This window comes from Pseudomonas hydrolytica (genome assembly GCF_021495345.1).
Classification (GTDB): domain Bacteria; phylum Pseudomonadota; class Gammaproteobacteria; order Pseudomonadales; family Pseudomonadaceae; genus Aquipseudomonas; species Aquipseudomonas hydrolytica.
In genome coordinates this window covers 3,950,861-3,974,054 of sequence record NZ_CP099397.1, presented here as the reverse complement: position 1 = coordinate 3,974,054, position 23,194 = coordinate 3,950,861, and the positions used below count along the sequence as shown (strand labels likewise).

18 protein-coding genes are annotated in these 23,194 nt (G+C 66.0%); 6 read left to right on the top strand and 12 right to left on the bottom strand.

Features of this window, described 5'->3' with window-relative positions:
* Positions 1–31: 31 nt before the first annotated feature.
* Positions 32–970, bottom strand: a complete 939-nt coding sequence (locus L1F06_RS18635; protein ID WP_129481679.1) for an alpha/beta fold hydrolase — start codon at positions 968–970, stop codon at positions 32–34.
* A gap of 294 nt (positions 971–1,264) precedes the next feature.
* Between L1F06_RS18635 and L1F06_RS18630 the strand changes: the two genes are divergently transcribed.
* Positions 1,265–2,083 (top strand): MerR family transcriptional regulator, encoded by an 819-nt coding sequence (locus L1F06_RS18630; RefSeq protein WP_012019411.1) that lies wholly within the window; start codon positions 1,265–1,267, stop codon positions 2,081–2,083.
* Positions 2,084–2,125: 42 nt separating this feature from the next.
* On the opposite strand, the gene L1F06_RS18625 is transcribed toward L1F06_RS18630, so the two are convergent.
* On the bottom strand, positions 2,126–5,614 hold the full coding sequence (locus L1F06_RS18625) for a hybrid sensor histidine kinase/response regulator (RefSeq protein ID WP_129481678.1): 3,489 nt from the start codon (positions 5,612–5,614) through the stop codon (positions 2,126–2,128).
* Positions 5,615–5,814: 200 nt separating this feature from the next.
* On the opposite strand from L1F06_RS18625, the gene L1F06_RS18620 reads away from it, so the two are divergent.
* Complete coding sequence (locus tag L1F06_RS18620; RefSeq protein WP_129481677.1) at positions 5,815–6,384, top strand: GNAT family N-acetyltransferase; 570 nt, start codon at positions 5,815–5,817, stop codon at positions 6,382–6,384.
* 2 nt (positions 6,385–6,386) lie between these two features.
* Positions 6,387–7,226 (top strand): helix-turn-helix transcriptional regulator, encoded by an 840-nt coding sequence (locus L1F06_RS18615; RefSeq protein WP_003246035.1) that lies wholly within the window; start codon positions 6,387–6,389, stop codon positions 7,224–7,226.
* 75 nt (positions 7,227–7,301) lie between these two features.
* On the opposite strand, the gene L1F06_RS18610 is transcribed toward L1F06_RS18615, so the two are convergent.
* Positions 7,302–8,639, bottom strand: a complete 1,338-nt coding sequence (locus L1F06_RS18610; RefSeq protein ID WP_129481676.1) for an imelysin family protein — start codon at positions 8,637–8,639, stop codon at positions 7,302–7,304.
* A gap of 190 nt (positions 8,640–8,829) precedes the next feature.
* Here L1F06_RS18610 and L1F06_RS18605 point away from each other — a divergent pair, with 190 nt between their 5' ends.
* Both L1F06_RS18605 and L1F06_RS18600 read left to right on the top strand, forming a co-directional pair.
* Positions 8,830–9,402, top strand: a complete 573-nt coding sequence (locus L1F06_RS18605) for a LemA family protein (protein WP_129481675.1) — start codon at positions 8,830–8,832, stop codon at positions 9,400–9,402.
* Position 9,403: 1 nt separating this feature from the next.
* Positions 9,404–10,309, top strand: a complete 906-nt coding sequence (locus L1F06_RS18600) for a GIDE domain-containing protein (RefSeq protein ID WP_129481674.1) — start codon at positions 9,404–9,406, stop codon at positions 10,307–10,309.
* Between the two features lie 161 nt (positions 10,310–10,470).
* Here L1F06_RS18600 and L1F06_RS18595 read toward each other — a convergent pair whose 3' ends face one another.
* From L1F06_RS18595 to L1F06_RS18555, 9 genes are all read right to left on the bottom strand, one after another.
* Positions 10,471–12,534 (bottom strand): putative bifunctional diguanylate cyclase/phosphodiesterase, encoded by a 2,064-nt coding sequence (locus L1F06_RS18595; RefSeq protein WP_003246027.1) that lies wholly within the window; start codon positions 12,532–12,534, stop codon positions 10,471–10,473.
* 284 nt (positions 12,535–12,818) lie between these two features.
* Positions 12,819–13,400, bottom strand: a complete 582-nt coding sequence (gene sodB, locus L1F06_RS18590) for a superoxide dismutase [Fe] (protein ID WP_003246024.1) — start codon at positions 13,398–13,400, stop codon at positions 12,819–12,821.
* Positions 13,401–13,607: 207 nt separating this feature from the next.
* Entirely contained in the window at positions 13,608–14,939 is a 1,332-nt protein-coding gene (locus L1F06_RS18585) for a DUF58 domain-containing protein (protein ID WP_129481673.1), read from the bottom strand.
* On the bottom strand, positions 14,936–15,976 hold the full coding sequence (locus L1F06_RS18580) for an AAA family ATPase (protein WP_003246021.1): 1,041 nt from the start codon (positions 15,974–15,976) through the stop codon (positions 14,936–14,938). The genes L1F06_RS18585 and L1F06_RS18580 overlap by 4 nt, the downstream gene beginning before the upstream one ends.
* A complete protein-coding gene (locus L1F06_RS18575) occupies positions 15,976–17,157 on the bottom strand; it encodes a DUF4350 domain-containing protein (protein ID WP_129481672.1) in 1,182 nt (393 codons plus the stop codon). The genes L1F06_RS18580 and L1F06_RS18575 overlap by 1 nt, the downstream gene beginning before the upstream one ends.
* Positions 17,154–18,731, bottom strand: a complete 1,578-nt coding sequence (locus tag L1F06_RS18570; RefSeq protein ID WP_129481671.1) for a DUF4129 domain-containing protein — start codon at positions 18,729–18,731, stop codon at positions 17,154–17,156. Before L1F06_RS18570 ends, L1F06_RS18575 begins: the two co-directional genes overlap by 4 nt.
* Positions 18,718–19,704, bottom strand: coding sequence for a stage II sporulation protein M (locus L1F06_RS18565; protein WP_129481670.1), 987 nt, complete (start codon positions 19,702–19,704; stop codon positions 18,718–18,720). Before L1F06_RS18565 ends, L1F06_RS18570 begins: the two co-directional genes overlap by 14 nt.
* Positions 19,701–20,426 carry an RDD family protein gene (locus L1F06_RS18560; RefSeq protein ID WP_036987295.1) on the bottom strand — a complete coding sequence of 242 codons (726 nt, stop codon included), beginning with the start codon at positions 20,424–20,426 and terminating at the stop codon, positions 19,701–19,703. The genes L1F06_RS18565 and L1F06_RS18560 overlap by 4 nt, the downstream gene beginning before the upstream one ends.
* 87 nt (positions 20,427–20,513) lie before the next feature.
* A complete protein-coding gene (locus L1F06_RS18555) occupies positions 20,514–21,272 on the bottom strand; it encodes a DUF975 family protein (RefSeq protein WP_012019398.1) in 759 nt (252 codons plus the stop codon).
* A 176-nt stretch (positions 21,273–21,448) separates the two neighbouring features.
* On the opposite strand from L1F06_RS18555, the gene sbcB reads away from it, so the two are divergent.
* Complete coding sequence (sbcB, locus tag L1F06_RS18550) at positions 21,449–22,894, top strand: exodeoxyribonuclease I (protein ID WP_129481669.1); 1,446 nt, start codon at positions 21,449–21,451, stop codon at positions 22,892–22,894.
* Positions 22,895–23,194 lie beyond the last annotated feature (300 nt).

The window sequence follows — 23,194 nt, the reverse complement described above, 5'->3', positions numbered from 1 at the left end:
TCTGTCCTGAGGGCGTTTCTCTCCGCCGTAGTTAACCTGCGGGCGGTTTCGATACGCCCTGATCTTCCTCCATCCGAGTGACATGCTCGCGTATCCAGCCGGCCAGGGCTTTCGGCTCCGCCAGCACGCGCCAATGCCCGCCGCGAACGTCACGGCGCGTCAGTGAAGGCGCCCAATGCGGCAGGTCGTCGAACAGTTGCGGACGTACGAAACGGTCGGCCAGAGGCACGATCAGCTGCACCGGCACGCGGGTACTGCGCGCCCGCGGGCTGAACAGGCTGCGGACGAAGTTGGCGCGATACAGCTGCACCCCGCGCATGCCGTCGCTGCGTTGCGTGCTGCTGGGCGGCAGGCCGTGCACGCCCTCCACGCGGCGCAGCAGCCAGGGCCAGGCGCGGTCCAGACCCAGGCGCCAGCACAGCTCCGGCAGCAGCGGGATGTGGAACAGGGCGATGTACCAGGAACTGAGCAGCTGGCCGAGCACCTGCCGCAGAGCGCCTGGACTGCGCAGGCTGATGCGCTGGCGCATCCAGTGGCCAACGTGGTCCAGGCAGGGTCCGGAAATGCTGGTATAGGAAGCCAGTAACGGCTGGATGCGCGGCTCGGTCACCGCTTCCCAGCTCTGGATCGACCCCCAGTCGTGGGCCACCAGGTGCACCGGCTGCTGCGGGCTGAGTGCGCGGATCACCGCTTCCAGATCGTTCGCCAGCCGCTCCAGGCGATAATCGCGCAGCCGTCGCGGCGCCTGCGAGGCGCCATGGCCGCGCACGTCGTAGGCGAGGATGCGGTAGTCGGCAGCCAGCTCGCTCACCAGCGGCAGCCAGATCTCGTGGCTGTCCGGGTAACCATGGACCAGCAGCAGGGTCGGTCCGTCGGCCTTGCCCCAGACATAGGCCTGCAGGCGTACGCCGTCCCCCTGCACGTGGCAGCGCTGCGCTGGCAGCTCGCGGCGGTGCAGCGGGGCGTTCACAGGTCGGCACCGAACGGGGCGGGTGGCAGGACTGTTGCAGGCATGGCGGGCTCCGCTGATCAGGATGACATCGTCTGATGTCATTGTTTGCCCTGCGCCTGCCCTTGCCTAGCCGGTCCGGCGTCGTGTGGGCATCGGCACTTTCCTGTCACTTGGAGGCAGCAGCCGCTCTACTGCCGGGATCGCGCGGCTTTCGTGGCCGTTATCGGGCCTGGCGCGAAGGGCAAGTCCAGCCCTTGGTTGGGGGGATGCGCGCGGTTGTTGGCCGGCGAAGCGCGACGCTATGATCGCGCCATGACTCCGACTTCTCTGTTTCTCCAGCGCCTGCTCGGCAGCGCCGCCCCCGTGGCCGCGGCGGCTGTCGCCGAATACACGGTCGACGAGCTGGCCCAGGCCGCGCAGACCACGGTGCGCAACGTGCGCGCGTACCAGGATCGCGGTCTGCTGCCGCCGCCCGAGCGGCGCGGGCGAGTCGGCATCTACAGTGGCGAGCATCTGGCGCGCCTGCGCCTGATCGGCCAGTTGCTCGAGCGCGGCTACAGCATCGCCAATATTCGCGAGCTGTTCGAGGCCTGGTCGCAGGGGCGCGATCTGGCGCATGTGCTGGGCCTGGAACAGGCCATCCGCGGCCCCGGAGAGCCCGAACAGCCCGGACGGCTGGAGTTCGCCGAGCTGCAGGCGATCTTCGCGGACGATCTGGACGACGAGCTGATCGATCGCGCCCAGGCCATGGGCCTGCTGCAGTTCGCCGGCGACCACCTCAGCGTGCCCAGCCCGCGTCTGTTTGCCGCGGGTGTCGAGCTGTACCGCGCCGGTATTCCGCTGCCGGCGCTGCTGGATGAGCTGGAGTCGATTCGCCGGCATGTCGAGCAGGTATCCACCGGCATCGTGCAGATGATCGTCGGGCATCTGGTCAATCCATTGCTGCAGAGTGCGCTGCCCCGTGCCGACCAGCTGGAAGACCTCAGCACGCAATTGCTGCGTCTGCGGCCACTGGTCGAGCAAGTGGTCGAGGCCGAGCTGGCGCGCGGCCTGCCGGTGGCGGCCAACCGCGAGCTGAGCGAACGGGTGCACCGGCTGCTGCAGGGGTTTCTGCAGCGCAGCCAGGGTTAGGCTGCCACCAGCGGCGAACCCTCGCGGAAAGCAGCCGCTCGATTAACCGCGCAATGCCAGATGGCGGCTGAGCAGGGCACGCAGGGCCGCCGGCTTGACCGGTTTGGGCAGGTAGTCGAGCCCCGCCGCATGTACCTCGGCCACCAGTTCCGGGCGGCCGTCGGCGCTGATCACCACGCCAGGTACCGGTTCGCCCAGACGGGTGCGCAGCCAGGCCATCAGTTCGGTGCCGGTCTCGCCTTCGTCCAGGTGATAGTCGATCAGGGCCAGTTGCGGACGCACGTCCTCGCTGAGCAGATGCTCGCATTCCAGGCGGTTGCGCGCCGTCCACACCTGGCAGCCCCAGCGTGACAGCAGGCTGTGCATGCCGGTGAGAATGCTGTCCTCGTTGTCGATGCAGATCACCTGGGTGCCGTGCAGCGGCTGGCCGTCTGCGGCCTGCGAGGCGGGCCCCTGCGGCTTGGGTGCGGGTTTTCTCGCCAGCGGCACGCTGACGCTGAACACGCTGCCCTTGCCCGGCCAGGAGCGAACCTCCAGACGGTGTGAGAGAACGCGGCACAGCCCGTCGGCAATCGCCAGGCCCAGGCCGAGCCCCTTTTCCGCTCGGGTCTGGTGGCTGTCCAGACGCTTGAACTCTTCGAAGATCACCTTGCGCTTGTCCTCGGGAATGCCCGCACCGCGGTCCCAGACTTCCAGGCGCAGGTGCTCGCCCTCGCGGCGCACGCCCAGCACCACACGCCCCTTGGCGTAGCGGAAGGCGTTGGTGAGGAAGTTCTGCAGAATGCGCCGCAGCAGCTTGATGTCGCTGTCGACCCACTGCCTGCTGCCCCGCACGCGCAGATCGATGCCCTGCTCGGCGGCCAGCACGCCAAACTCGGCGGCGAGGGTGTCGAACAGGCTGGCCAGGGCGAAGGGATGTCGGTCCGGGGCGATGCGGCCGTTTTCCAGGCGCGAGATGTCCAGCAGGTCGGTGATCAGATCCTCGGCCGAGCGCAGCGAGCTGTCCAGGTGGCGCACCAGTTCCTGGGCCTCCACCGGCAGGGCTTCGTCCTGGTGGGCCAGGGCCGCGGAGAACAGGCGTGCGGCATTGAGCGGCTGCATCAGGTCATGGCTGACCGCGGCGAGAAAGCGCGTCTTCGACTGGTTGGCCGCTTCGGCGTGGGCCTTGGCCTCGGTCAGCGCCTGGTTGAGTTTCGACAGTTCCTGGGTCCGCTCGGCGACGCGCCGTTCCAGGCTCTCGTTGGCTTCCTTGAGGGCGCGCTCGGCCTCGCGGAACTCGGTGATGTCGGTGAAGCTCATGACGAAGCCGCCGCCGGGCATGGGGTTGCCGATCAGCTCGATCACCCGGCCGTTGGGGAACACCCGTTCGTAGCTGTGCGCGGTGCCCTGACGCATCCAGTACAGGCGCTTGGCGACGTTCTCTTCGACGTCGCCGCTGCCGAGCATGCCGCGCTCGGCGTTGAAGCGGATGATCTCGGCAATGGGGCGGCCGACGTAGATCAGCCCGTCGGGGTAGTCGAACAGCTCCAGGTAGCGGTGGTTCCAGGCCACCAGGCGCAGGTTCTGGTCGACCACGCTGATGCCTTGGGTGATGTTCTCGATCGCCCCCTGCAGCAGGGCGCGGTTGAACTGCAGGACTTCCGAGGCCTCGTCGACGATGCGCACCACGTCTTCGACCTGCATCTCGCGGCCTTCGATGGCGGCCTTGACCACCGCACGGGTCGAGGAGGCGCCGAGCACGCCGGCCAGCAGGCGCTCGGTATGGGCGATCCATTCGCTGTTGGCCGGCTGGTTGGGGTCGAAGTCCTTGCCCTTGCCCTGACGCAGGGCGAAGCGGGCGAAGCTCTGCCGGGCACGTTCCTCGCCGACGAAGCGGCTGGCGAGCGCCAGCAGGTCCTCCACCTGCACCGCCAGCAGGCTACGGTTGCTGGGCTTGGTACCCAGGTCATGACCGATGAAACGCCCGGCCTGCCAGTGCTCGGACACCCGGGTGCGCGAGAACCACGAGACCCAGGCAAACAACAGTAGGTTGCCGGCCAGCGACAGCACCACGCCTCGGGTCAGCGGATCCACCTGCAGGCCGAGGGGCGCGTAGAGCAGGGTGGTCAGGCCGGGGAAACTTTCCAGCGACCAGCCCATGCCGCGTGCCGCCAGCGGCAGGACCAGGGTGTAGAACCACAGTATGGCGCCGAAGATCAGCCCGGCGAACACGCCGCGGCGGTTGGCCTGTTTCCACACCAGGGCGCCGAACATGGCCGGCGCCAGCTGGCCGATGGCGGCGAACGACACCTGACCGATGGTGGCCAGGCTGGTGCCCTCGCCGAGCAGGCGATAGCAGACGTAGGCCAGCAACAGGATCAGCACGATGCTGACCCGGCGGGCGGTGAGCATCCAGTGGCGGAAGGCCTCGAACGGTCGCTCGGTGCTCTGCCGGCGCAGCAGCCAGGGCAGCAGCATGTCGTTGGAAATCATGGTCGACAGGGCCACGGACGCGACGATCACCATGCCGGTGGCCGCCGAGGCACCGCCGATGAAGGCCAGCACCGCCAGGCTCGGATGGGCCTCGGCCAGGGGCAGGCTGATAACGAAGGAGTCCGGGGTGATGCCCGCCGGCAGCAGCATCTGCCCGGCCAGGGCGATGGGCACGACGAACAGTGCGGCCAGCATCAGGTAGGCGGGGAATACCCAGCGCGCCAGACGCAGGTCCTTGGGTTCGATGTTCTCCACCACGGTGACGTGGAACTGCCGTGGCAGGCAGACGATGGCGATCATCGCCATGCCGGTCTGTACCAGCATCGCCGGCCAGTTGACCGGCTTGGCCCAGAAGTCGTCCAGTTCGGCGGTGACCCGGGCCTGGGCGAGCAGATCGCCCACGCCGTTGTACAGGCCGAAGGTGACGAAGGCACCGACGGCGAGGAAGGCCAGCAGCTTGACCAGCGACTCGAATGCGATGGCCAGCACCATGCCGCGATGGTGCTCGGTAACGTCCAGGTTGCGCGTACCGAACAGGATGGTGAACAGCGCCAGGGCCAGCGACACGATCAGCGCCGTGTCCTGGGCGCTGGTGCCGATGGTCTGCGGATCGATGCCGATCAGCAGGTTGACGCCGAGCACGATGCCCTTGAGCTGCAGGGCGATGTACGGCAGTACGCCGACCAGACAGATCAGCGCCACCACCACGGCCAGGGACTGGGACTTGCCATAGCGCGCGGCGATGAAGTCGGCGATGGAGGTGATGTTCTCCTGCTTGCTGATCATCACCATCTTCTGTAGCACCCAGGGCATGGTCAGCAGCAGAATGGTCGGGCCGAGGTAGATCGGCAGGAACGACCACAGTTGCTCGGCGGCCTGACCCACCGCGCCGAAGAAGGTCCAGCTGGTGCAGTAGACCGCCAGGGACAGCGAGTAGACCCAGGCGCGAACCTTCGGCGGCATGGGCGTGCCGCGGCGATCGCCATAGAACGCGATGGCGAAGAGAATGGCCATGTAGATCAGGGCGACCGCGGCGATCAGCCCGGGGGACAGCGACATGCGAACTCCGGAACGCAGAGTGGAACGAAGAAGCCTGCGCTGCTGGGCGAGGCGGATAATCATCAGTGTTGCACAAAGCCGCGGCCTGTCGGCTGCGACCAAGGTCGCAGGGTGTCGACCGCGCTTTGCGAAACGGTCCGATTGTGCCGCAGGCGATGGGCTGATAGCGTGGTCGGCTTGCAACCGCGCCAGGAGGAAGCATGTTCAAACCGCAATTGGTCACGCTGCAGCGAGGAGCCTTGCGCCTGGAGCCACTGGCCGATGCCGATATCCCGGCCCTGGTCGCGTTGGCCGAGGCCAATCGTGACGAGCTGCTGTACATGAGCGGTACCCAGCCTCTGGACTGGTATCGCAGCGCACTGGCCGAACTGCGCGAGCAACGCGCGCTGCCATTCGCCATCCGTCTCGGCGAGCAGCTGGTCGGCACCACTCGCTTCGGCGATTTCATGAACAGCCTGCCGGCCTGCGAGATCGGCTGGACCTGGCTCGATCGCGCCCAGCATGGCAGCGGGCTGAACGCCAGCATCAAGTACCTGATGCTCAAGCATGCCTTCGACAACTGGGGCATGGTCCGTGTGCAGCTGAAAACCGCCGCCAGCAACCTGCGCTCGCAACGCGCCATCGAGAAGCTGGGCGCCGCCCGCGAGGGCCTGCTGCGTAACCATCGCCGCCTGGCCGACGGCCGTCTCGACGACACGGTGCTGTACAGCATCACCGATCAGGAATGGCCGCAGGTGCGCGCCGCCCTGGAAGCGCGCTTCGGCGGCTGAACATGCAGCCACTGACGGGAAGCGAACGCGCGCGGTTCAGCGCCAGCGACGATCTGCACGGCTTGGAGCTGTTGTCCGCACGCTTTGTCGAACATCGTTTCGCCCCGCACGTGCACGACGGTCATGTGATCGCCGTGCTCGAAGCCGGTGCTGAGCGCTATCGCTATCGCGGTGTCGATCACCTGGCGGGCGCCGGCAGCATCGCCTTGCTCAATCCGGACGAGGTGCATACCGGTTCCAAAGGGGTCGAGCAAGGCTGGCAGTACCGGGTGTTCTACCCGCAGCCCGGTACTTTCGAGGCGCTGCTGGCCGAACTCGAGTCGCCACCGGCTGCACCGCCCATGTTCCACGACAGCGTGCACCATGATCCGCTCCTGGCGTCGCGGCTGAGTGCGCTGCACCGTCTGCTGGAGGATCCGCACAGCGAGGCGCTGCAACGTCAGACCCTGTGGCGCGAGGCGATGCTCGAGCTGCTGCAGCGTTACGCGCGCCTGCCGGCGCCGCGTGGCGTCGGCCAGGAACCGCGGGCGGTGGCTTTGGCCAAGGAGCTGCTTGCCAGCCAGCTGAGCGAGCCGCCATCGCTGGAAGAGCTGGCGGCGGCGGTCAATCTCTCACCCTTTCACTTCGCCCGGGTATTCCGCCGGGCCACCGGTCTGCCACCGCATGCCTGGCTCAGGCAGCGTCGTCTGGAGCAGGCGCGGACGCTGCTCAGAAGTGGCTGCTCGGCGCTCAGCGTCGCCATGCAGCTGGGGTTCGCCGACCAGAGCCATCTGTCGCGGCAGTTCAAGCAGACCTATGGCGTCAGCCCCGGCGAATACCGCAGCGCGGTGGCGCGAGGCTGAGCGGACCGAGGCACGAGGCACAAAAAAGCCGGCGCTCCTTATCGGGACGCCGGCTTCTTCAGCCCGCTACGTCGATCAGAACTCGTGATCGGCAGTGTCCGGGTTCAGGTCGCTGATGCCCAGCTTGGCCGCGGCCTGCTCGATGGCGCCGGTCTGCTTGACCAGGGCGGCGATGGCGTCGCGTACCAGTTGCTGGCCTTCGGCGTTGTCCTCGGCGATCAGCTGGTCGAAGTGCACGTTGTTCTTCTCGGCGCTGTCGACCAGAGCCTGCAGCTTGGCCTCGGTCGCTTGCAGATCGGCCTTGAGGCTGGCATCGGCCTGGGCATCGACCTTGGCCACCAGTTCCGACAGGCTCGGGCCGCTCAGGGTGCTGCCGTCGACCTTCTTGTACTCGCCCAGGTAGACGTTGCGAATGCCCTTGCCGTTATAGAAGTGCGAGTTGTGGGTGTTGTCGCTGAAGCAGTCGTGCTCGTCTTCCGTGGAGTTGGCTTCGAGGGCGACCTTCATGCGCTCGCCGGCCAGCTCGCCGAGGGACAGGCTGCCCATGCCGAACAGCATCTTGCGCAGACCGTTCTCGCCCGAGTCGGCGACCAGCTCGCTGCGATAGTTGCCTTCGACGCCATCCTTCCACTGCTCGACCATGTCGTTGAGGTCGCTGACCAAGAGGTCGGTAGCGACTTTCAGGTAGGTGCGACGGCGCTCGTTGTGGCCGCCGGTGGCGCCTTCGCCAACCAGGTAATCGGTGTAGGGACGTTCGCCGGCGCCCGGGTTGGTGCCGTTGAGGTCCTGGCCCCAGAGCAGGAACTCGATGGCGTGGTAACCGGTGGCGACGTTGGCTTCGGAGCCGCCCAGCTCGTTGAGGCTGGCCAGCAGCTCGCCGGTGATCTCGGCAACGTCGATCTTGTCTTCACCGACCTGGATCTCGGTGTTGGCGATGATGTTGGCCTGGGCGCCGGGGTTGCCCAGTGCGTGCTGATAGTCGTCGGCGACGTAGTCGATCAGGCCTTCGTCCAGCGGCCAGGCGTTGAGCTGGCCTTCCCACTCGTCCACCACCGGGTTGCCGAAACGGAACACTTCGGTCTGCATGTAAGGCACGCGAGCAGCCAGCCAGGCTTCGCGGGCGGCCTTCAGAGTGGCCTCGCTGGGGTCGGCGAGCAGGGCGTCGACCGCGCTCTGCAGGGCCTTGCCGGTGCTGGCAGCGTCGCTGAACACGGCCAGCGCCAGGTCGGCGTAATGATTGACCACCGCCTTGGCCGCTGCCTCGTCGACCTGCGCCGCGCCGGCCGCTGCAGTGCTCTCGCTGCTGGCCGCCGGAGCTGCGGCTTGAGTGGCGGGAGCTTTGTCGTCGCCGCAACCGGCGAGAGAAATGGCAATAGCCAGCAGGCTGGCCGAAGCCAGGGGCATACGAATCATGGCGGGGTCCTTTGCATGTACTGAATATGAGTGGTACGCGGGTGTACCTGGTAAACCGCGACATAATGCAAATGTTTCGCATTATGTGTAAAGGCCATTATTCGCCGCTGTGCGGGATATCGCTGCCCGGCCGCTTCGTTGCCGCTAGAATGCCAGCACCCGATTCGCAGTTCTGTATGGAGAAAACTGCATGAGCCTGACCGCTGTGATTCTCATCGTCGTCCTCGTCCTGCTGGGCGCCTATGCGGTGTCGCTGTACAACGGCCTGGTGCGCCTCAAGCACGGCGTGAGCAAGGCCTGGTCGAACATCGACGTGCTGCTCAAGCAGCGCCACGATGAGCTGCCCAAGCTGGTGGAGACCTGCAAGCAGTACATGCAGCATGAGCGCACCACGCTGGATAGGGTGATCGCCGCCCGCAGCGCCGTGGCCAATGCCCGTGAGCAGCATGACGTGGGCGCTCTCGGCAAGGCCGAAAGCGGTCTGCGTGCCGGTCTGGGGCAGCTGTTCGCGCTGGCCGAGAACTATCCCGAGCTCAAGGCCAACGACAGTTTCCAGCACCTGCAGCAGCGCATCAGCGGCCTGGAGAACGGCATCGCCGATCGACGCGAGCTGTACAACGAGGCGGTCAATCTCAACAACGTGCGCATCGAGCAATTCCCTGATGTGATCCTCGCGCGCATGTTCAACTTCCAGGCCGCCGAGCTGCTGGTGTTCAGCGATGCGGAGAAGTCGGATGTCGACCTGAAGTCGCTGTTCAACTGAAATGATGCAAAGCGACCCCATCGGCTTCTTCTTGACGCTGGCGTTCGCCCTCGGCGCATTTCTGGGCGGCGGTTGGTGGTGTCTGCGACGCTGGTCGCAGGCGCGCCACCTGCTGGATACGCCGACCTCGAAGATCCGCTCGGCAGCACAGGGCTATGTCGAGCTCTACGGCATGATCGAAGAACTCCCTGGCAGTTCCTTGCGCGGCCCGCTGACCAACACGCCCTGCGTGTGGTGGCGCTTTCGCATCGAGGAATACCGCTCCAGCGGCAAGAAGCGCTCCTGGCGGGTGATCGAAAGCGGCAGCAGCGATGCCTTGCTGCGCCTCTCCGATGGCACCGGGGATTGCCTGATCGACCCGCGCGGCGCGGAGGTTCGACCCGCGATACGCGAAATCTGGCAGGGCACTCTGCGTCATCCGCTGGGTATGGAGAAGACCGGGCTGCTGAGCTTTCTGACCAGCAGCACGCGTTATCGCTACACCGAGGAGCGCTTTCATGTCGGCCAGCCGCTCTATGCCATCGGCGACTTTCGCACTTCCGGTAGCAGTCATCAGGGGCTGGACCTGCCCAGTGCCCAGGGTCAGGTGATTCGGGAGTGGAAAAGCGACTATGCCGGGTTGCTGCGGCGTTTCGACAGCGACGGCAACGGTGAGCTGGATGATCGGGAATGGAATCGTGTACGCCTGGCTGCCCAGCTCGAGGCCGAGCACCGGCACCGGCGCAGCAGTGCGGAGCCCGCGCAGCACAAGATGAGCAAACCGGGGGAGTCGCGCCCGTTCATTCTTTCCAATGCCGGGGAGGACGAGTTGGCGCGGGGGTTCTACTGGCAGGCGGCAGGCGCTGCGCTGTTGTGCCTGGTCGGCGCGCTGGCCACTGCCTGGCTACTCGGGATTCGGCATTTCTGAAAGTGGGGCGTGGTGGAAAACGCTTCGCGGTTTTCCACCCTGCAGGCTGTCGCGCAGCGGTGACGGTTTGTTTTCCGGGGTATCGCTGCACCCAATCCAGGCTGCGAGGTGGGTGCGCACGGCGCACCCTACGGCGCCGAGCCCGCCAGGCGGGCTTGCGTTCAGAGCGTGGCGGGGTTGGCCGCGGCACTGAGGCGGCGGGCCTGCTTGAGGAACAAGGTCAGCTCGCGCGCCGGTAGCGGCTTGCTGTACAGGTAGCCCTGACCCTCATGACAGCCCTGGGCGATGATGTAGGCTTCCTGCTCGACGGTCTCCACGCCTTCGGCGATGACCTGCATACCCAGGCTCTTGCCCAGCTGAATGATGGCGCGAACGATGGTGGCATCGTCCTCGTCCTCCAGCAGGTCCTGCACGAAGCTCTTGTCGATCTTGATCTTGTCCAGCGGCAGGCTCTTGAGATAGCTCAGCGACGAGTAGCCGGTACCGAAGTCATCGATGGCGATCAGGGCCCCGGAGCGGCGTAGGCTCAGCAGGTGCTGGGCGGCGGTGCTGATGTCTTCCATCAGGCCGGTTTCGGTGACCTCCAGCTCCAGGCTTCTGGGCGGCAGACGGTAGACCTGCATCAGGTTGTTGACCACCCGCGGCAGCTCGGCGTGGTGCAGCTGCACGGTGGACAGGTTGATGGCCATGCGCAGGTCGGTGAATCCCTGATCGTGCCATTCGCGCAGCTGGCGGCAGGTCTGATCGAGAATCCACTCGCCGATGGGGATGATGGTGCCGTTCTGTTCCGCCAGCGGGATGAACAGGTCGGGCGCGACGAAACCGTGCTGCGGGTGCTGCCAGCGCAGCAGGGCCTCGACGCCGACCACGCGGTGATCGCGGTAGTCCACCTGCGGCTGATAGACCAGATGCAGCTGATTCAGGGCCAGGGCGTCGCGCAGGTCCTTCTCCAGTTCGCGGCGACGACGCATCTCGCTGTCGACGCTGGCGATATAGAACTGGTAACGGTTGCGCGAGCGGCTCTTGGCCAGGGTCATGGTCTGTTCGGCTTTCTGCAGCAGCTTTTCGGTGCTGTCGCCATCCTCGGGGAACAGGGTGATGCCGATGGTCGCGCGCAGGCGCACTTCCTGATGATCGAGCAGGAACGGCAGCTCCAGATCGTCCAGCACGCTCTGCGCCAGTTCGGCCGCTTCGTAAGGCTGCTCGATATCGGCCTGGACCAGGGCGAACTGGTCGCCGCCCAGGCGGGCCAGGGCGCCGAGGCGGCCGCTGTGGCTGCGCAGGCGGTCGGACAGCGCCAGCAACAACTGATCGCCGCTCTGGTAGCTGAACTGTTCGTTGATGCCCTTGAAGTCGTCCAGGCCAACGCAGAGCACGGCGACGCGGCGCTGCAGGCGGCCGGCGTCTTCAAGAATCTGGTCGAGTTGCTGCTGCAGCTGCTGGCGGTTGGGCAGGCCGGTGAGGAAGTCGTACTGGGCCATGCGCAGCAGGCTGTTCTCCGCTTCGCGGCGCAGGTGGGTGTTACGCTCGATGGAGGCGAGAAGCTGGTTGGCGGTGTTGATCCACAGGCCCAGCTCGTTCTTCTCGTTGCCCTTGAGCATGGGCAGCTTGTGTTCGCTGGGGCGGTCCGGGTTGATGCTGGTCAGGTGCTCGATGATCTTCGACAGCGGCTTGGTCAGCAGCCAGTGGTAGACCAGGTACAGCACCAGGGCCATGGCCATGGCGCGCAGCACGCCGGAGACGAAGATGATCACCGAGTTGGTGACGAAACTCTCGCCGTAGGGCGCGGTGTCCAGGGTGATGTTGAGGTCGCCGTAATACTCGCTGTAGGGACCACGGCCAACCAGTTTGGTGGAAAACTGCTGCTCCTGGCCGAGAATCGGATCGGTCAGCCAGCGGGTCGCGATCTGTACCAGTTCGCGCGATTTTTCCGCCAGCATCGGCTCGTTGGGATGGCCGATGGCCGCATAGCGCACCGACTCGTGCTGGAACAACCCCTCGATGACCTGCATGCCCATTTCGCGATCCAGGCTGTATACCGCCTGGGTCGAGGGGTCGCGGAACATGCCGAGGATGCGCTGGGCATCGTTGGCTACCGCCTGCCGCGTCTTGTAGGCATCGAAGACGATCTGTGCGCAGCTCAGTACTACCCCGACCACCAGCGCCGACAGCAGCACCACGCGGAGTAACTTGAGCGACAAGCTGTTTTTCAATTCCAGCTTCAAAGGCAGTTCCTTGTATCGGTGCTTACAGCGGCAGTCAGACGAGAGTATTGGCAATCTCGCTCTAGCCGTCAAAGGGCCATCATGGTTGCTGGCACTTTTTCATTGCCATTGACGCGCTCATGTTGCGGATCGATCTATTTTGGCGAAAGCCATGCTCTGTATCGGTGCGCTCTTGCCGGACTTGAATACCGTTCGGCGCCCCGGCGCGCGTGCCTCGATCGGCAAGGGCCGAAAACGAAAAACCCGGCCGCAGGGGCCGGGTTCTCGGGTTACGCAGCCTGGAATCAGGCGGCGTAGTTCTGGGCGACGAAGTCCCAGTTGACCAGGTTCCAGAACGCCTCGACGTACTTCGGACGCAGGTTGCGGTAGTCGATGTAGTAGGCGTGTTCCCAGACGTCGCAGGTCAGCAGCGGGGTGTCGCCGGAGGTCAGCGGGCAGCCGGCACCGATGGTGCTGGCCAGGGCCAGGGAGCCGTCGGCCTTCTTCACCAGCCAGCCCCAGCCGGAGCCGAAGGTGCCGATGGAGACCTTGCTGAACTCTTCCTTGAACTTGTCGAAGGAGCCGAAGGCTGCGTTGATGGCGTCAGCCAGGGCGCCGGTGGGCTGGCCACCGCCGTTGGGCGACAGGCAGTTCCAGTAGAAGGTGTGGTTCCACACCTGAGCGGCGTTGTTGAAGATGCCGCCCGAGGAAGTCTTGACGATTTCTTCCAGGCTCTTGCCTTCGAACTCGGTGCCCGGCACCAGGTTGTTCAGGTTCACCACGTAGGTGTTGTGGTGCTTGTCGTGGTGGTATTCCAGGGTCTCGGCGGAAATGTGCGGCTCGAGGGCGTTCTTTTCGTAAGGCAGCGGCGGCAGTTCGAAAGCCATGGTCTATCTCCTACTCAGGTCGTGTGCGGTATGCGCGAGGCCGATCACGGGCGGCCTGTGGGCGGCGTGGAGTTTGTACTCTTTGCGCCGCGAGTTCCGGATCATAGCACCCGGCCTCGGCCATAACCACGCAACGTCTGTGTGGGAAAGCCGATGCCAGGGCCTTTGCTTCCGTTGCTTCGACAACCTGCCGCGGCGCCAGTTGCCTCAGAGTGCTCCGGCTTTCTTCCAGGCGAGGTAGCTGCTGACCAGCTCCGGCCCCAGCTCGCCGGGGCGTGCGTCGAGTACCGGAACGCTCTGCGCGGCAAGGCGTTCGTGCAGTTCGGCGCGGGCATTGAGGTAGTCCAGCGTGCCGCAATAGGCCAGGGCCTGGTCGAACTGCTCCACCGGCGTATGGCGCAGGCGGTCCAGCGCTTCCTCGCGCAGGCTGGCGATCAGCACCCGGTGCTGGCGCGACAGGCGCCGCACCGCGGTGAGCAGATCCTGATCGTCTTCGTCGCGCAGATTGGTCACCAGCACCACCAGCGAACGGCGGCGCTGACGGGCCAGCAGCAGGTCGGCGGCGGCGCTGAAGTCGGCCGGTTGCTGGCTTGTCTCGAGGTCGTAGACGGCATTGAGCAGCACGTTGAGCTGAGCGGGGCCCTTGACCGGCGCCAGATAGCGCGACTGGTTGCCGGCGAAGGTGGCCAGGCCCACCGCGTCGCCCTGGCGCAGCGCGACGTAACTGAGCAGCAGGCAGGCGTTGAGGGCGTGGTCGAAGTGCGACAGCTCGTCGTCCTGGCTGCGCATGCGCCGACCGCAGTCGAGCAGGAAGACGATCTGCTGATCGCGTTCGTCCTGATATTCGCGGGCGATGGGGGTGCGCTTGCGCGCCGTGGCCTTCCAGTCGATCTGGCGCAGGGTGTCGCCATCACGGAATTCGCGCAGCTGATGAAACTCCAGGCCCAGGCCGCGGCGTGGGCGCTGGCGTACGCCCAGCTGGCTGAGCCAGTCGTCCACTGCCTTGAGCTGGGCTCCGTAGAGACGGGCGAAATCGGGGTATACGCGGCTCTCGTCGGCCAGCTCCAGCAGGCGCCTGGCCTGCCATAGGCGCAGCGGGCTGGGCAGCAGCAGTTCGCAGCGCTCGAAGAGAAAATGTCCGCGCACCAGTGGCTTGAGGCGATAGGTGATGCGCGTCTGCTGGCCGGGGCGCAGGGCGATACGCTGCGGCAGGAGCTCGAACTCCATGCCTTCCGGCACATGGTCGAAGACCTCGATATGCAGGGCCTGGGCGTATTCGTGATGCGCGGTCAGCTGCACCTCGCTCCAGCGGCCCAGCGGCAGGTTACCGGGCAGCGTGCGCTCGAGGCGTGGCGAGGGCAGGCGGCGCAACCACAGGGCATCCACCGTTGCCACCAGCAGCACGGCCAGCAACAGCCCCCAGGCCATCGGCATCAGGCTGTCGGCCAGGCGCACGCCGAGCAGGGGCAGGGCGCCGAGCAGTACGGCGGCGGCGAACAGGCCGCTCAGCAGCCCGAGGAGCAGGCGCGAGGGTTTCATAGACGCGGAGCCGGCACCTGATCGAGCAGCTGTTGCAGTACCTGATCCACCGACAGGCCTTCGATGTCCAGCTCCGGTGCCAGGCGCACGCGGTGGCGCAGCACGGCCAGGGCACAGCCCTTGATGTCGTCGGGCAGAACGAAGTCGCCGCCGCGCAGCAGGGCGCGAGCGCGGGCGCCGCGTACCAGGGCGATGGAGGCACGCGGCCCCGCCCCCATGGCCAGGCCCGGCCAGCTGCGGGTGGCACGGGCCAGGCGCACGGCGTAGTCGAGCACCTGGTCGTCCAGCGCCAGGTCGCTGGCGATCTTCTGCAGGGCGAGCACGTCCTTGGCCTGCAGCAGGGTGCGCAGCGGGCTGACTTCGAGCATGTCGGCCTTGGCCGAGCGGGTCACCTGGCGCACCATGCTCAGCTCTTCGTCCTGCGCCGGATAGTCCATGCGCAGCTTGAGCATGAAGCGGTCAAGCTCGGCTTCCGGCAGCGGGTAGGTGCCTTCCTGTTCGATGGGGTTCATGGTGGCCAGCACCATGAAGGGCAGCGGCACGGCCAGAGCGCGACCTTCCAGGGTCACCTGGCGCTCCTGCATCACTTCCAGCAGGGCGGCCTGGGTCTTGGCCGGGGCACGGTTGATTTCGTCGGCCAGCAGCAGGTTGGTGAACACCGGCCCCTTGCGCAGCTTGAACTGCTCGCTCTGCATGTCGTACACGGCGTGGCCGGTGACGTCGCTGGGCATCAGGTCCGGGGTGAACTGGATGCGTGCGAACTCGCCGCCGAAGCAGCGGGCCAGGGCACGTACCAGCAGGGTCTTGCCGAGGCCCGGCACGCCCTCGACCAGCACATGGCCGCCGGCGATCAGGGCGGTCAGCACGTCATCGATGACCGCGCTCTGACCGACCACCGCCTTGCGCAGCTCGGCCCGCAGGGCCTGGGCCAGGGCGCTGGCGCGCTGACGTTGTTGCGCCTGCGGGTTGCTTGGGGGCACCGCCGCCGGGGCGTCGCTGACCGGGGTGTTTTCGCTATCGGGCGTCTGTTCGCTCATCATAGGGCGTTCCTGAGGGTTTGCAGGTGGGCGACCTGGCGGGTGAAGTCGCTGGCGGATAGGCGCTGCGGCGGCAGTGGGCGCATGGCCTGGCTGATGTCCTTGGCGGGAAGACGGGTGAGGCGGCCGAGCACCTGCCACTGTTCGGCCACCGCGAGCTTCTCGAAGCCGGGATAGCGGCGCCGCGCGCGGCGGGCGATGTCCTGTTGCAAGCCCTTGAGCAGGCTGTGCTGACCGCTGCGGCGCAGCAGGAAGTCGGCGCTGCCGCGCAGGTGTTCTTCCAGTTGCCGGCGCGCGCGGCTGGCCGGTGCCTGCAACGGGCCGTGGCGCATGCCGACGTGCCAGAGCAGGGCGACGAGCAACAGGGCCAGCAGCACCAGCGCCAGTGGGAAATGGCGCAGCAGCAGGCTAGCCAGGGCGTCGCGTTCGGCGTGGTAGAGCAGGGTGACGGCACTGTCCTGGCCGAGATACCAGAGCAGCCAGGCGTGGTCGTATTCATCGATGTTGCGGTTCTGCCAGATCCACGGGTCGCTGAGCACGGTGATCAGACCGTCGCCATGGTACAGCTGCAGCAGGTGGGTGGCGGCGTCGCTGTTGGCCCAGGCATGGGCGCGGTTCTGCGAGTCGAACAGGTGGAAGTCGGTATCGAAGGCGATATAGGCGGGCGCGTCTTCGTTTTCCAGGTAGAGCTTGGTCAGCTGGGGATAGGCCTCGCCTTCTTCATGCCCTTCCTCCGTTTCGCCGCCATCCTCCTCATCCAGCTCGTCGCTCATGTACTGCTGGATGCCGAGCAGATCGAGCAGCAGGTCGCCGCTCTTGCCCTCTTCCTCGTCCCACAGGCGCTCGGCGATGAACAGCAGATGGCCGCCATTGGCCGTCCATTGCAGGACGCGCTCCACCTGGCGCGGCGTCATGTTGCTGCGATCGGCCAGCAGCATGAGGGTCTGGCCCTGGCTGGGCAGGCCGTCCAGCACCTCGAGGCCCTCGGCGCGCTGGGCCTTGAGGCCCTGCTTGCGCAAAAAATGTTCGGCGGCCAGATAGGGGCTGCTGGCGACCTCGGGGGCGGGGCCGTGCTCGACCACATCTTCGTAGGGCTCCAGCTTGCCCAGCAGGTAGCTGGCGAGCAGGCCCAGCATCAGCAGCAGGACCAGACTGAGGATGAATCCGGCGCGCCGACTCATGCTGCGCGCTCCTGGCCGAACAGTTCGCGCCAGCCCTGGCACAGGCCCTGGCGCAGGGCCTCGGCGGGCAGACGGTGGCCGTAAGCCAGGGCCTGCCAGTGGCCGGTGAGCTGACGGCTGTAAGCTTCCAGCTCCTGCTGCTGCAGGGCTTCGACCAGATGCAGCACCTCGCCTTCGGTGTGCGACTGCTTCAGCGGCAGGCGATGCTCATGCAGCAGGCGGCTGAGCAGGGCACGATAGAGCAGGCCGAGCGCAGCCCGCGGTTGTTCGGGCCACAGGCGTTCGGCTTCGCTGGCGACATCCTCGGGCAGGCTTTCCGGCGCCAGTTCGAGGCCGAACAGCTGCTCCGGCGCGGCCAGCTTGCGCCGGCTCGGCAGGCCCAGGCGCTCGCCGAAGGTCTGCAACCATTCCCGATAGCGCCACAGGACGAAGGCCAGCAGGGCGGCGAGTGCGGCCCACAGCAGGACCTCGAAGACCTGCGCGACGATATCCAGGCTTTTCCACCATTCGCCGAGCTTGAGCAGGTTCTTGATCATCTCGAGGAAGGCTTCGACATCTTCCGGTTTGGGTTCCTCGGCAGGCTTCTCTTCGCCCAGGCGCCAGCGGGTGACGGTTTCGCGGTGCTGGAACGGCGGCTCGTCGAGCAGCGCCTCGATGCTGGCGCGTGCGGCCTGGCTGGTCAGCGGTTGCTTGAGCAGGCGCGGCGCATCCGGGCCCTGTGGGTCCGCCTGCTCGCTGGTCGCAGGCTGCGGCTCGGCCCAGGCGGTGTTCGGTAGTTGCGTCAGCAGCAGGGCGGCGCCGAGCAGCACGGCGTAGGCGCTGCCGGTCAGGCGCTGGCGCAGGCGGCGGAAGATCAGCTCGATGTCCCAGGCTTCCAGCGCGGTGCGGCGATTGAGGTAGAGGGTGAAGCCGCAGGCCACGTAGACCGGCTCCCAGACGATCAGCAGCAGCACGTAGAGCAGGTTGGACAGGTGCTCCAGCCATAGCCACTGGCCGCTGCTGGCGGCGATCAGGGTTTCCCAGCTCCAGTCCAGTTCCACCTGCTGCGGCAGCATCAGGTAGAACAGCGCGACCAGCCCCAGCCACAGGGCGATTTCCAGGTGCACACCGACCAGGGTCAGCCAGGTGGCGGCGCCGCTATCGCGCTGGCCCAGGACGATCAGGCGCTGGCTGCGCGCCTGGCCCGCCAGCCCTTCGAGTTGCAGCACCGGCAGATCGAAGCTGCGTGTCGGGCTCAGACGGCGCCAGGTCAGGCTGGCCAGCAGTTGCGGTTTGAGCAGGCGCGGCAGGGCGCGCAAGGCCTGCTTCAGCGAGGGGGTGTTGCCGAACAGCGCCTGCGACAGGATATACAGCGGCAGGCGTTCGTAAGCCGGCTTGAGCCACCAGAACAGGAAGATGGCCCAGCCCGGATACTGCCAGAGCAGGGCGCAGAGCAGGGCGAACAGCGGCACTGTGACCAGCGTCCAGCTGGCCATCAGCAGGCCGGCATGACGCCGGGCGAGCAGTACGCCGAGGTCGATGGCTTCCCAGGCGGTGCGCGGGCGGATGGCCACGCTGGCTTCAGTCAGGCGCATGCTGCCTCCGTCCGGCCAGCAGCAGATAGCTCAGCACCAGTGCCCACAGCCCGCTGCCGACTGCATATTTGACGGTCGGGCTGGCGAAGGTGGTAGACGACCAGAAGGCCTCGATGAAGGCGGCCAGCAGCAGGAACAGGATCACCCCGGCCACCAGCTGGATCGCCTTGCCGGCCGCCAGGCGCAGGGCCTCACCGCGCGGCAGGCGACCCGGTGCCAGCAAGGCCCAGCCGAGCTTGAAGCCGGCGGCGCCGGCCAGGGCGATGGCGGTTAGTTCGAAGGCGCCGTGGCCGATGACGAAGGACCAGAAGGGCTCGCCATAGCCGATGCGGGTCAGATGGCCGGCTACCGAGCCGATCATCAGGCCGTTGAACAGCAGGAAGAACAGGCTGCCGAGACCCAGCAGCAGGCCGCTGGCGAAGGTCTGAAAGGCGATGCCGATGTTGTTCATGATGTAGAAGCCGAACATCACCCAGTCTTCGCCGGAGCCGCGCTCGCTGAACCGACCGAGGCGGCGCGCGTCAGGGTCGTACATGCGCTCCATTTCGCTGACCTGGTCGGGGTCGATCAGGCTGTAGATCAGTTCGGGATACAGGTAGGTCAGCAGGCCCATCGCTGCCAGGCTGCCGAAGAACAGCAGGCTGGCCACGCAGACGCTGCGCCATTCGGCGCGTACCAGACGCGGAAAGCCGCCGAGCAGAAAGCGAATCAGCTGGGCACCGAGGTGGCTGCGGTGGCGGTAGAACTGCTGATGGCCGCGCATCGCCAGTTGCTGCAGTTGATCGATCAGGTGGCTGCTGTAGCCACGTGCCTGTGCCAGCGCCAGGTGCTGGCAGAGTTGCCGGTAATTGGCGGCGAAGCGGGTGCAGGCCTGCTGCTGGTTCTTGTCCTTGCCCCGCTCGAGTGCTTCGAGTTGTGCGGAGAAGGCGTTCCAGTCGGCCTGATGACGGCTTTCGAACAGGCTCTGTTTCATGGCGCCGTTCCCAGCAGGCCACGGGCGATGCCGTTCAGGCGCACTTCCGCCTGTTCGGCGGGCACCTGCAGCGGCTCGGCCAGCAGGGCGGCCAGTTCGGCGCGGCGCGCCGCGGACAATTGCGCGCCGCGTTCGGCGAAACCGAGCAGGGCGCGTTGTTCGCCGAGGGTCAGCGCAAAGGGCGTCGGCAGCGGTTCGGCCTCCGGCAGTTGCGGGCGCGTCAGGGGAGCGTCGCGATAGACCACCAGGGTGCCGGCGGCGATATCGCCGAGGCGCTTGAAGGCGGGATGGTTCAGGCAGCTGAGAATGCCCAGGGTGTAACCGAACGGCAGGATGTCGACGAAGCGCAGCAGGTTGCGGGTCAGTGAAGCGGCCCAGCCGATTGGCGTGCCGTCATCATGTACCACGCGCAGGCCGAGCATCTGTTTGCCGGGCGAGCGCCCCTGGTTGAGTACCTCGAACAGCACCATGTACCACCAGGTGACCAGAAACAGCAGGATGGTGCCCAGGCCCATGCCGAACTGTCCGAGCAGGCCAAGCACGATGAACATCACCAGCAGAAGCAGGCCGCGGATGGCCAGGTCGATGGCGAATGCCAGGGCACGCGGCACCAGACCGGCCGGCCGCAGATGCAGATCGATGCCTTCCGGCGTTTCGACCTGATAGCGCGTATCCAAGGGGGGCTGGCTAAGCGAAAGCTTGGCGCTTGAGCGTGAGGGCATCGGCGGACTGCATCAGAGAAAGCCCGATGCTAGCGAGCAGCGGGACACGAACGCAACCGGGCCAGCGAACTGGCCCGGAACGTCGGCTTATTGAGCGGCGGGCAGTACGCCGAAGATGGTGCGATAGAGCACACCCATGGCGATGACCATCAGCGGAATGGTCCAGACCAGGCCGATACCCAGGGGAATGGCGCTGACCATGACGATCAGGCCGAGCAGCAGGAACAGGCCGAAGACCTTGAACCAGTGCTGGGTGATGGCCTTGCGCGAGGCTTCCAGCGCCTGCCAGGGGCTCAGGCCGCGCTCGACCACCAGGGGGATCGCCAGCAGGTAGGCCACGCCCAGGTAGATGCCGGGAATCAGCAGCAGGAACATGCCCAGGTAGATCAGCAGCATCATCACCACCGCGGTGATGACCAGCGGCACGGTGCGGCCAAAGTGGCTGAAGATCTCGTTGAAGCTGATCGGTTGGTCGGCGGCGCGGCGGATGCCCACCATGTTGATACCGGCCATGAAGGGATAGGCCAGCGCCGAAGCCAGCAGCGAAATCACAATCTCGCCGACGAACGTCAGGAACAGGTTTTCGCTGAGGGCACCGAAGATGCCGATGACGCCGCCAAGAATCAGGGTGGCCAGCATCAGCACGACGTAGAACACCAGAAAACCGCCGATGATGATGCCCTTGGTGCCTTTTACCCTGTTCCAGGACTCGCTGATCAGCTCGCCGATGCTGAAGTCGTAACCGCGTGCCAGCGCTTCTTCGATGCTCGGAACCTGGTCGCCAGTGGTCTGCTGCAGGTTGCTGGCGGGGGCTGCGTAGGGATTGGGGGTGATTGCGTCACTCATGGCGGCGTCCTTGTACATAGAGTGGAGGGGTGGCCATGCTAGTGCTACTGGCATTTGGCCTACAAGCGGCGCGTCGCGGGGCATGCAGCCGATGTGCACTGGTTCAAGCTTTGCCCGCAGCGAAGCGCTCGGACTTGAATGATAGACTGCCTGGCCACCGTGCACAGGGGAACCGCGTGACTTCCAGCATTTTCTGGTACGACTACGAGACCACCGGCATCAATCCGCGCTGCGACCGTCCGTTGCAGGTGGCCGGCATCCGCACCGACGAGGCGCTCAACGAGATCGGCGAGCCGCTGAACATCTACTGTCGGCCCAGCGACGATATTCTGCCGCACCCGGCTGCCTGCCTGGTGACCGGCATCGATCCGCAGCGGTTGCAGCAGTTGGGGCTGGACGAAGGCGAGTTCGTCACCCGGGTGCACGCCGAGCTGTCCGCACCGGGCACCTGCGGCGCCGGCTACAACAGCCTGCGCTTCGATGACGAGGTGACGCGCTACAGCCTCTACCGCAACTTCTTCGACCCCTATGCCCGTGAATGGCAGGGCGGCAACAGCCGCTGGGATCTGATCGACCTGGTGCGCACTGCCTACGCGCTGCGTCCCGAGGGCATCGAGTGGCCGCAGGAGGAGGGGCGTGTCAGCCTCAAGCTGGAGCGGCTGACCCAGGCCAACGGCATCGATCACGGTCAGGCGCACGATGCATTGTCCGATGTGCGCGCCACCATCGGTCTGGCGCGCCTGTTGCGCGAACGCCAGCCGCGGCTATACGACTTTCTTTACCAGTTGCGCAGCAAGCAGCGGGTGATGGACCAGATCCGTCTGCTGCAGCCGCTGCTGCATGTATCCGGGCGCTTCTCCGCGGCCCGTCACTATCTGGCGCCGGTGCTGCCGCTGGCCTGGCATCCGCGCAATCGCAATGCCCTGATCGTCTGCGATCTGCAGGCCGACCCCGCACCCCTGCTGGAACTGGACGCCGACACCTTGCGCGCCCGCCTGTACACCCGCCGCGAGGATCTGGCCGAACACGAGGCGCCGGTGCCGCTGAAGTTGCTGCATATCAACCGTTGCCCGGTAGTTGCGCCGCTGTCCGTGCTGCGTGATGCCGACAGGCAGCGTCTGCAGCTGGACTGGTCGGTATGCGAGCGCAACGTCGAGAGGCTCAAGGCGGCGCAGACGCTGTGGCAGGACAAGTTGCCGGCCATCTATCGCGAGGAGGCCTTCGCTGCCAGCGCCGACCCCGAACAGCAGCTCTATGACGGATTCATCGGCGACCGCGACCGGCGCCTGTGCGAGCAGGTGCGTAATGCCCAGCCGCAGGCTCTGGCCTCGCAGAGCTGGCCGTTCGACGATGCGCGCCTGCCGGAATTGCTGTTTCGCTACCGCGCACGCAACTTTCCCGAGAGTCTGTCGCCGACCGAGCAGCAGCGCTGGATGGAGTTTTGCCGTCTGCGTCTGAATGACGCGCAATACGGCGCGCCCAATACCCTGGCGCAGTTTCGGGCGGCGCTCGATGAACTCGCCGCTAGTTGTACGCCAAGCCAACTGCAACTTCTTCAGCAGTGGCAGGCGCATGCCCGGACACTACAGCAGCGCTATGGCCTGGAGTGGCCCGGCGAATAAAGTCAGAAAAGCTTCACACTGATGGAAAGATCGCTGCGGATGACGCGGCGGTCAGACCCGGGCAGCTCTCCGGCAACGCGCAGAAGAACAATCGCTGGCGAAAAAGTTTCCATGGCTGGGAACTTTTTCTACAGAACCCACGCTATTTACCGGCGGCCGGATGTGTATGGCTGTCCGCGTGATCAGGTAATTTTGCGATGGTCGCCGTGCGCCGATGAGTTGCCTGAAACTGCGCGGCATTGAGCATTCGAAAAGAGCGAGCCAATAAAAAACGCCAGCATGGCTGGCGTTTTTGGGTGT

What these genes read in the sequence shown, in the direction of transcription:
- L1F06_RS18580 (WP_003246021.1), bottom strand. Translation starts at nt 15,976, where the DNA reads ATGAGCGAACAGACGCCCGATAGCGAAAACACCCCGGTCAGCGACGCC.
- L1F06_RS18560 (WP_036987295.1), bottom strand. Translation starts at nt 20,426, where the DNA reads ATGCCCTCACGCTCAAGCGCCAAGCTTTCGCTTAGCCAGCCCCCCTTG.
- L1F06_RS18575 (WP_129481672.1), bottom strand. Translation starts at nt 17,157, where the DNA reads ATGAGTCGGCGCGCCGGATTCATCCTCAGTCTGGTCCTGCTGCTGATG.
- L1F06_RS18565 (WP_129481670.1), bottom strand. Translation starts at nt 19,704, where the DNA reads ATGAAACAGAGCCTGTTCGAAAGCCGTCATCAGGCCGACTGGAACGCC.
- L1F06_RS18600 (WP_129481674.1), top strand. Translation starts at nt 9,404, where the DNA reads ATGATGCAAAGCGACCCCATCGGCTTCTTCTTGACGCTGGCGTTCGCC.
- L1F06_RS18615 (WP_003246035.1), top strand. Translation starts at nt 6,387, where the DNA reads ATGCAGCCACTGACGGGAAGCGAACGCGCGCGGTTCAGCGCCAGCGAC.
- L1F06_RS18625 (WP_129481678.1), bottom strand. Translation starts at nt 5,614, where the DNA reads ATGTCGCTGTCCCCCGGGCTGATCGCCGCGGTCGCCCTGATCTACATG.
- L1F06_RS18555 (WP_012019398.1), bottom strand. Translation starts at nt 21,272, where the DNA reads ATGAGTGACGCAATCACCCCCAATCCCTACGCAGCCCCCGCCAGCAAC.
- L1F06_RS18620 (WP_129481677.1), top strand. Translation starts at nt 5,815, where the DNA reads ATGTTCAAACCGCAATTGGTCACGCTGCAGCGAGGAGCCTTGCGCCTG.
- L1F06_RS18570 (WP_129481671.1), bottom strand. Translation starts at nt 18,731, where the DNA reads ATGCGCCTGACTGAAGCCAGCGTGGCCATCCGCCCGCGCACCGCCTGG.
- L1F06_RS18630 (WP_012019411.1), top strand. Translation starts at nt 1,265, where the DNA reads ATGACTCCGACTTCTCTGTTTCTCCAGCGCCTGCTCGGCAGCGCCGCC.
- L1F06_RS18605 (WP_129481675.1), top strand. Translation starts at nt 8,830, where the DNA reads ATGAGCCTGACCGCTGTGATTCTCATCGTCGTCCTCGTCCTGCTGGGC.
- L1F06_RS18585 (WP_129481673.1), bottom strand. Translation starts at nt 14,939, where the DNA reads ATGAAACCCTCGCGCCTGCTCCTCGGGCTGCTGAGCGGCCTGTTCGCC.
- sodB (WP_003246024.1), bottom strand. Translation starts at nt 13,400, where the DNA reads ATGGCTTTCGAACTGCCGCCGCTGCCTTACGAAAAGAACGCCCTCGAG.
- L1F06_RS18610 (WP_129481676.1), bottom strand. Translation starts at nt 8,639, where the DNA reads ATGATTCGTATGCCCCTGGCTTCGGCCAGCCTGCTGGCTATTGCCATT.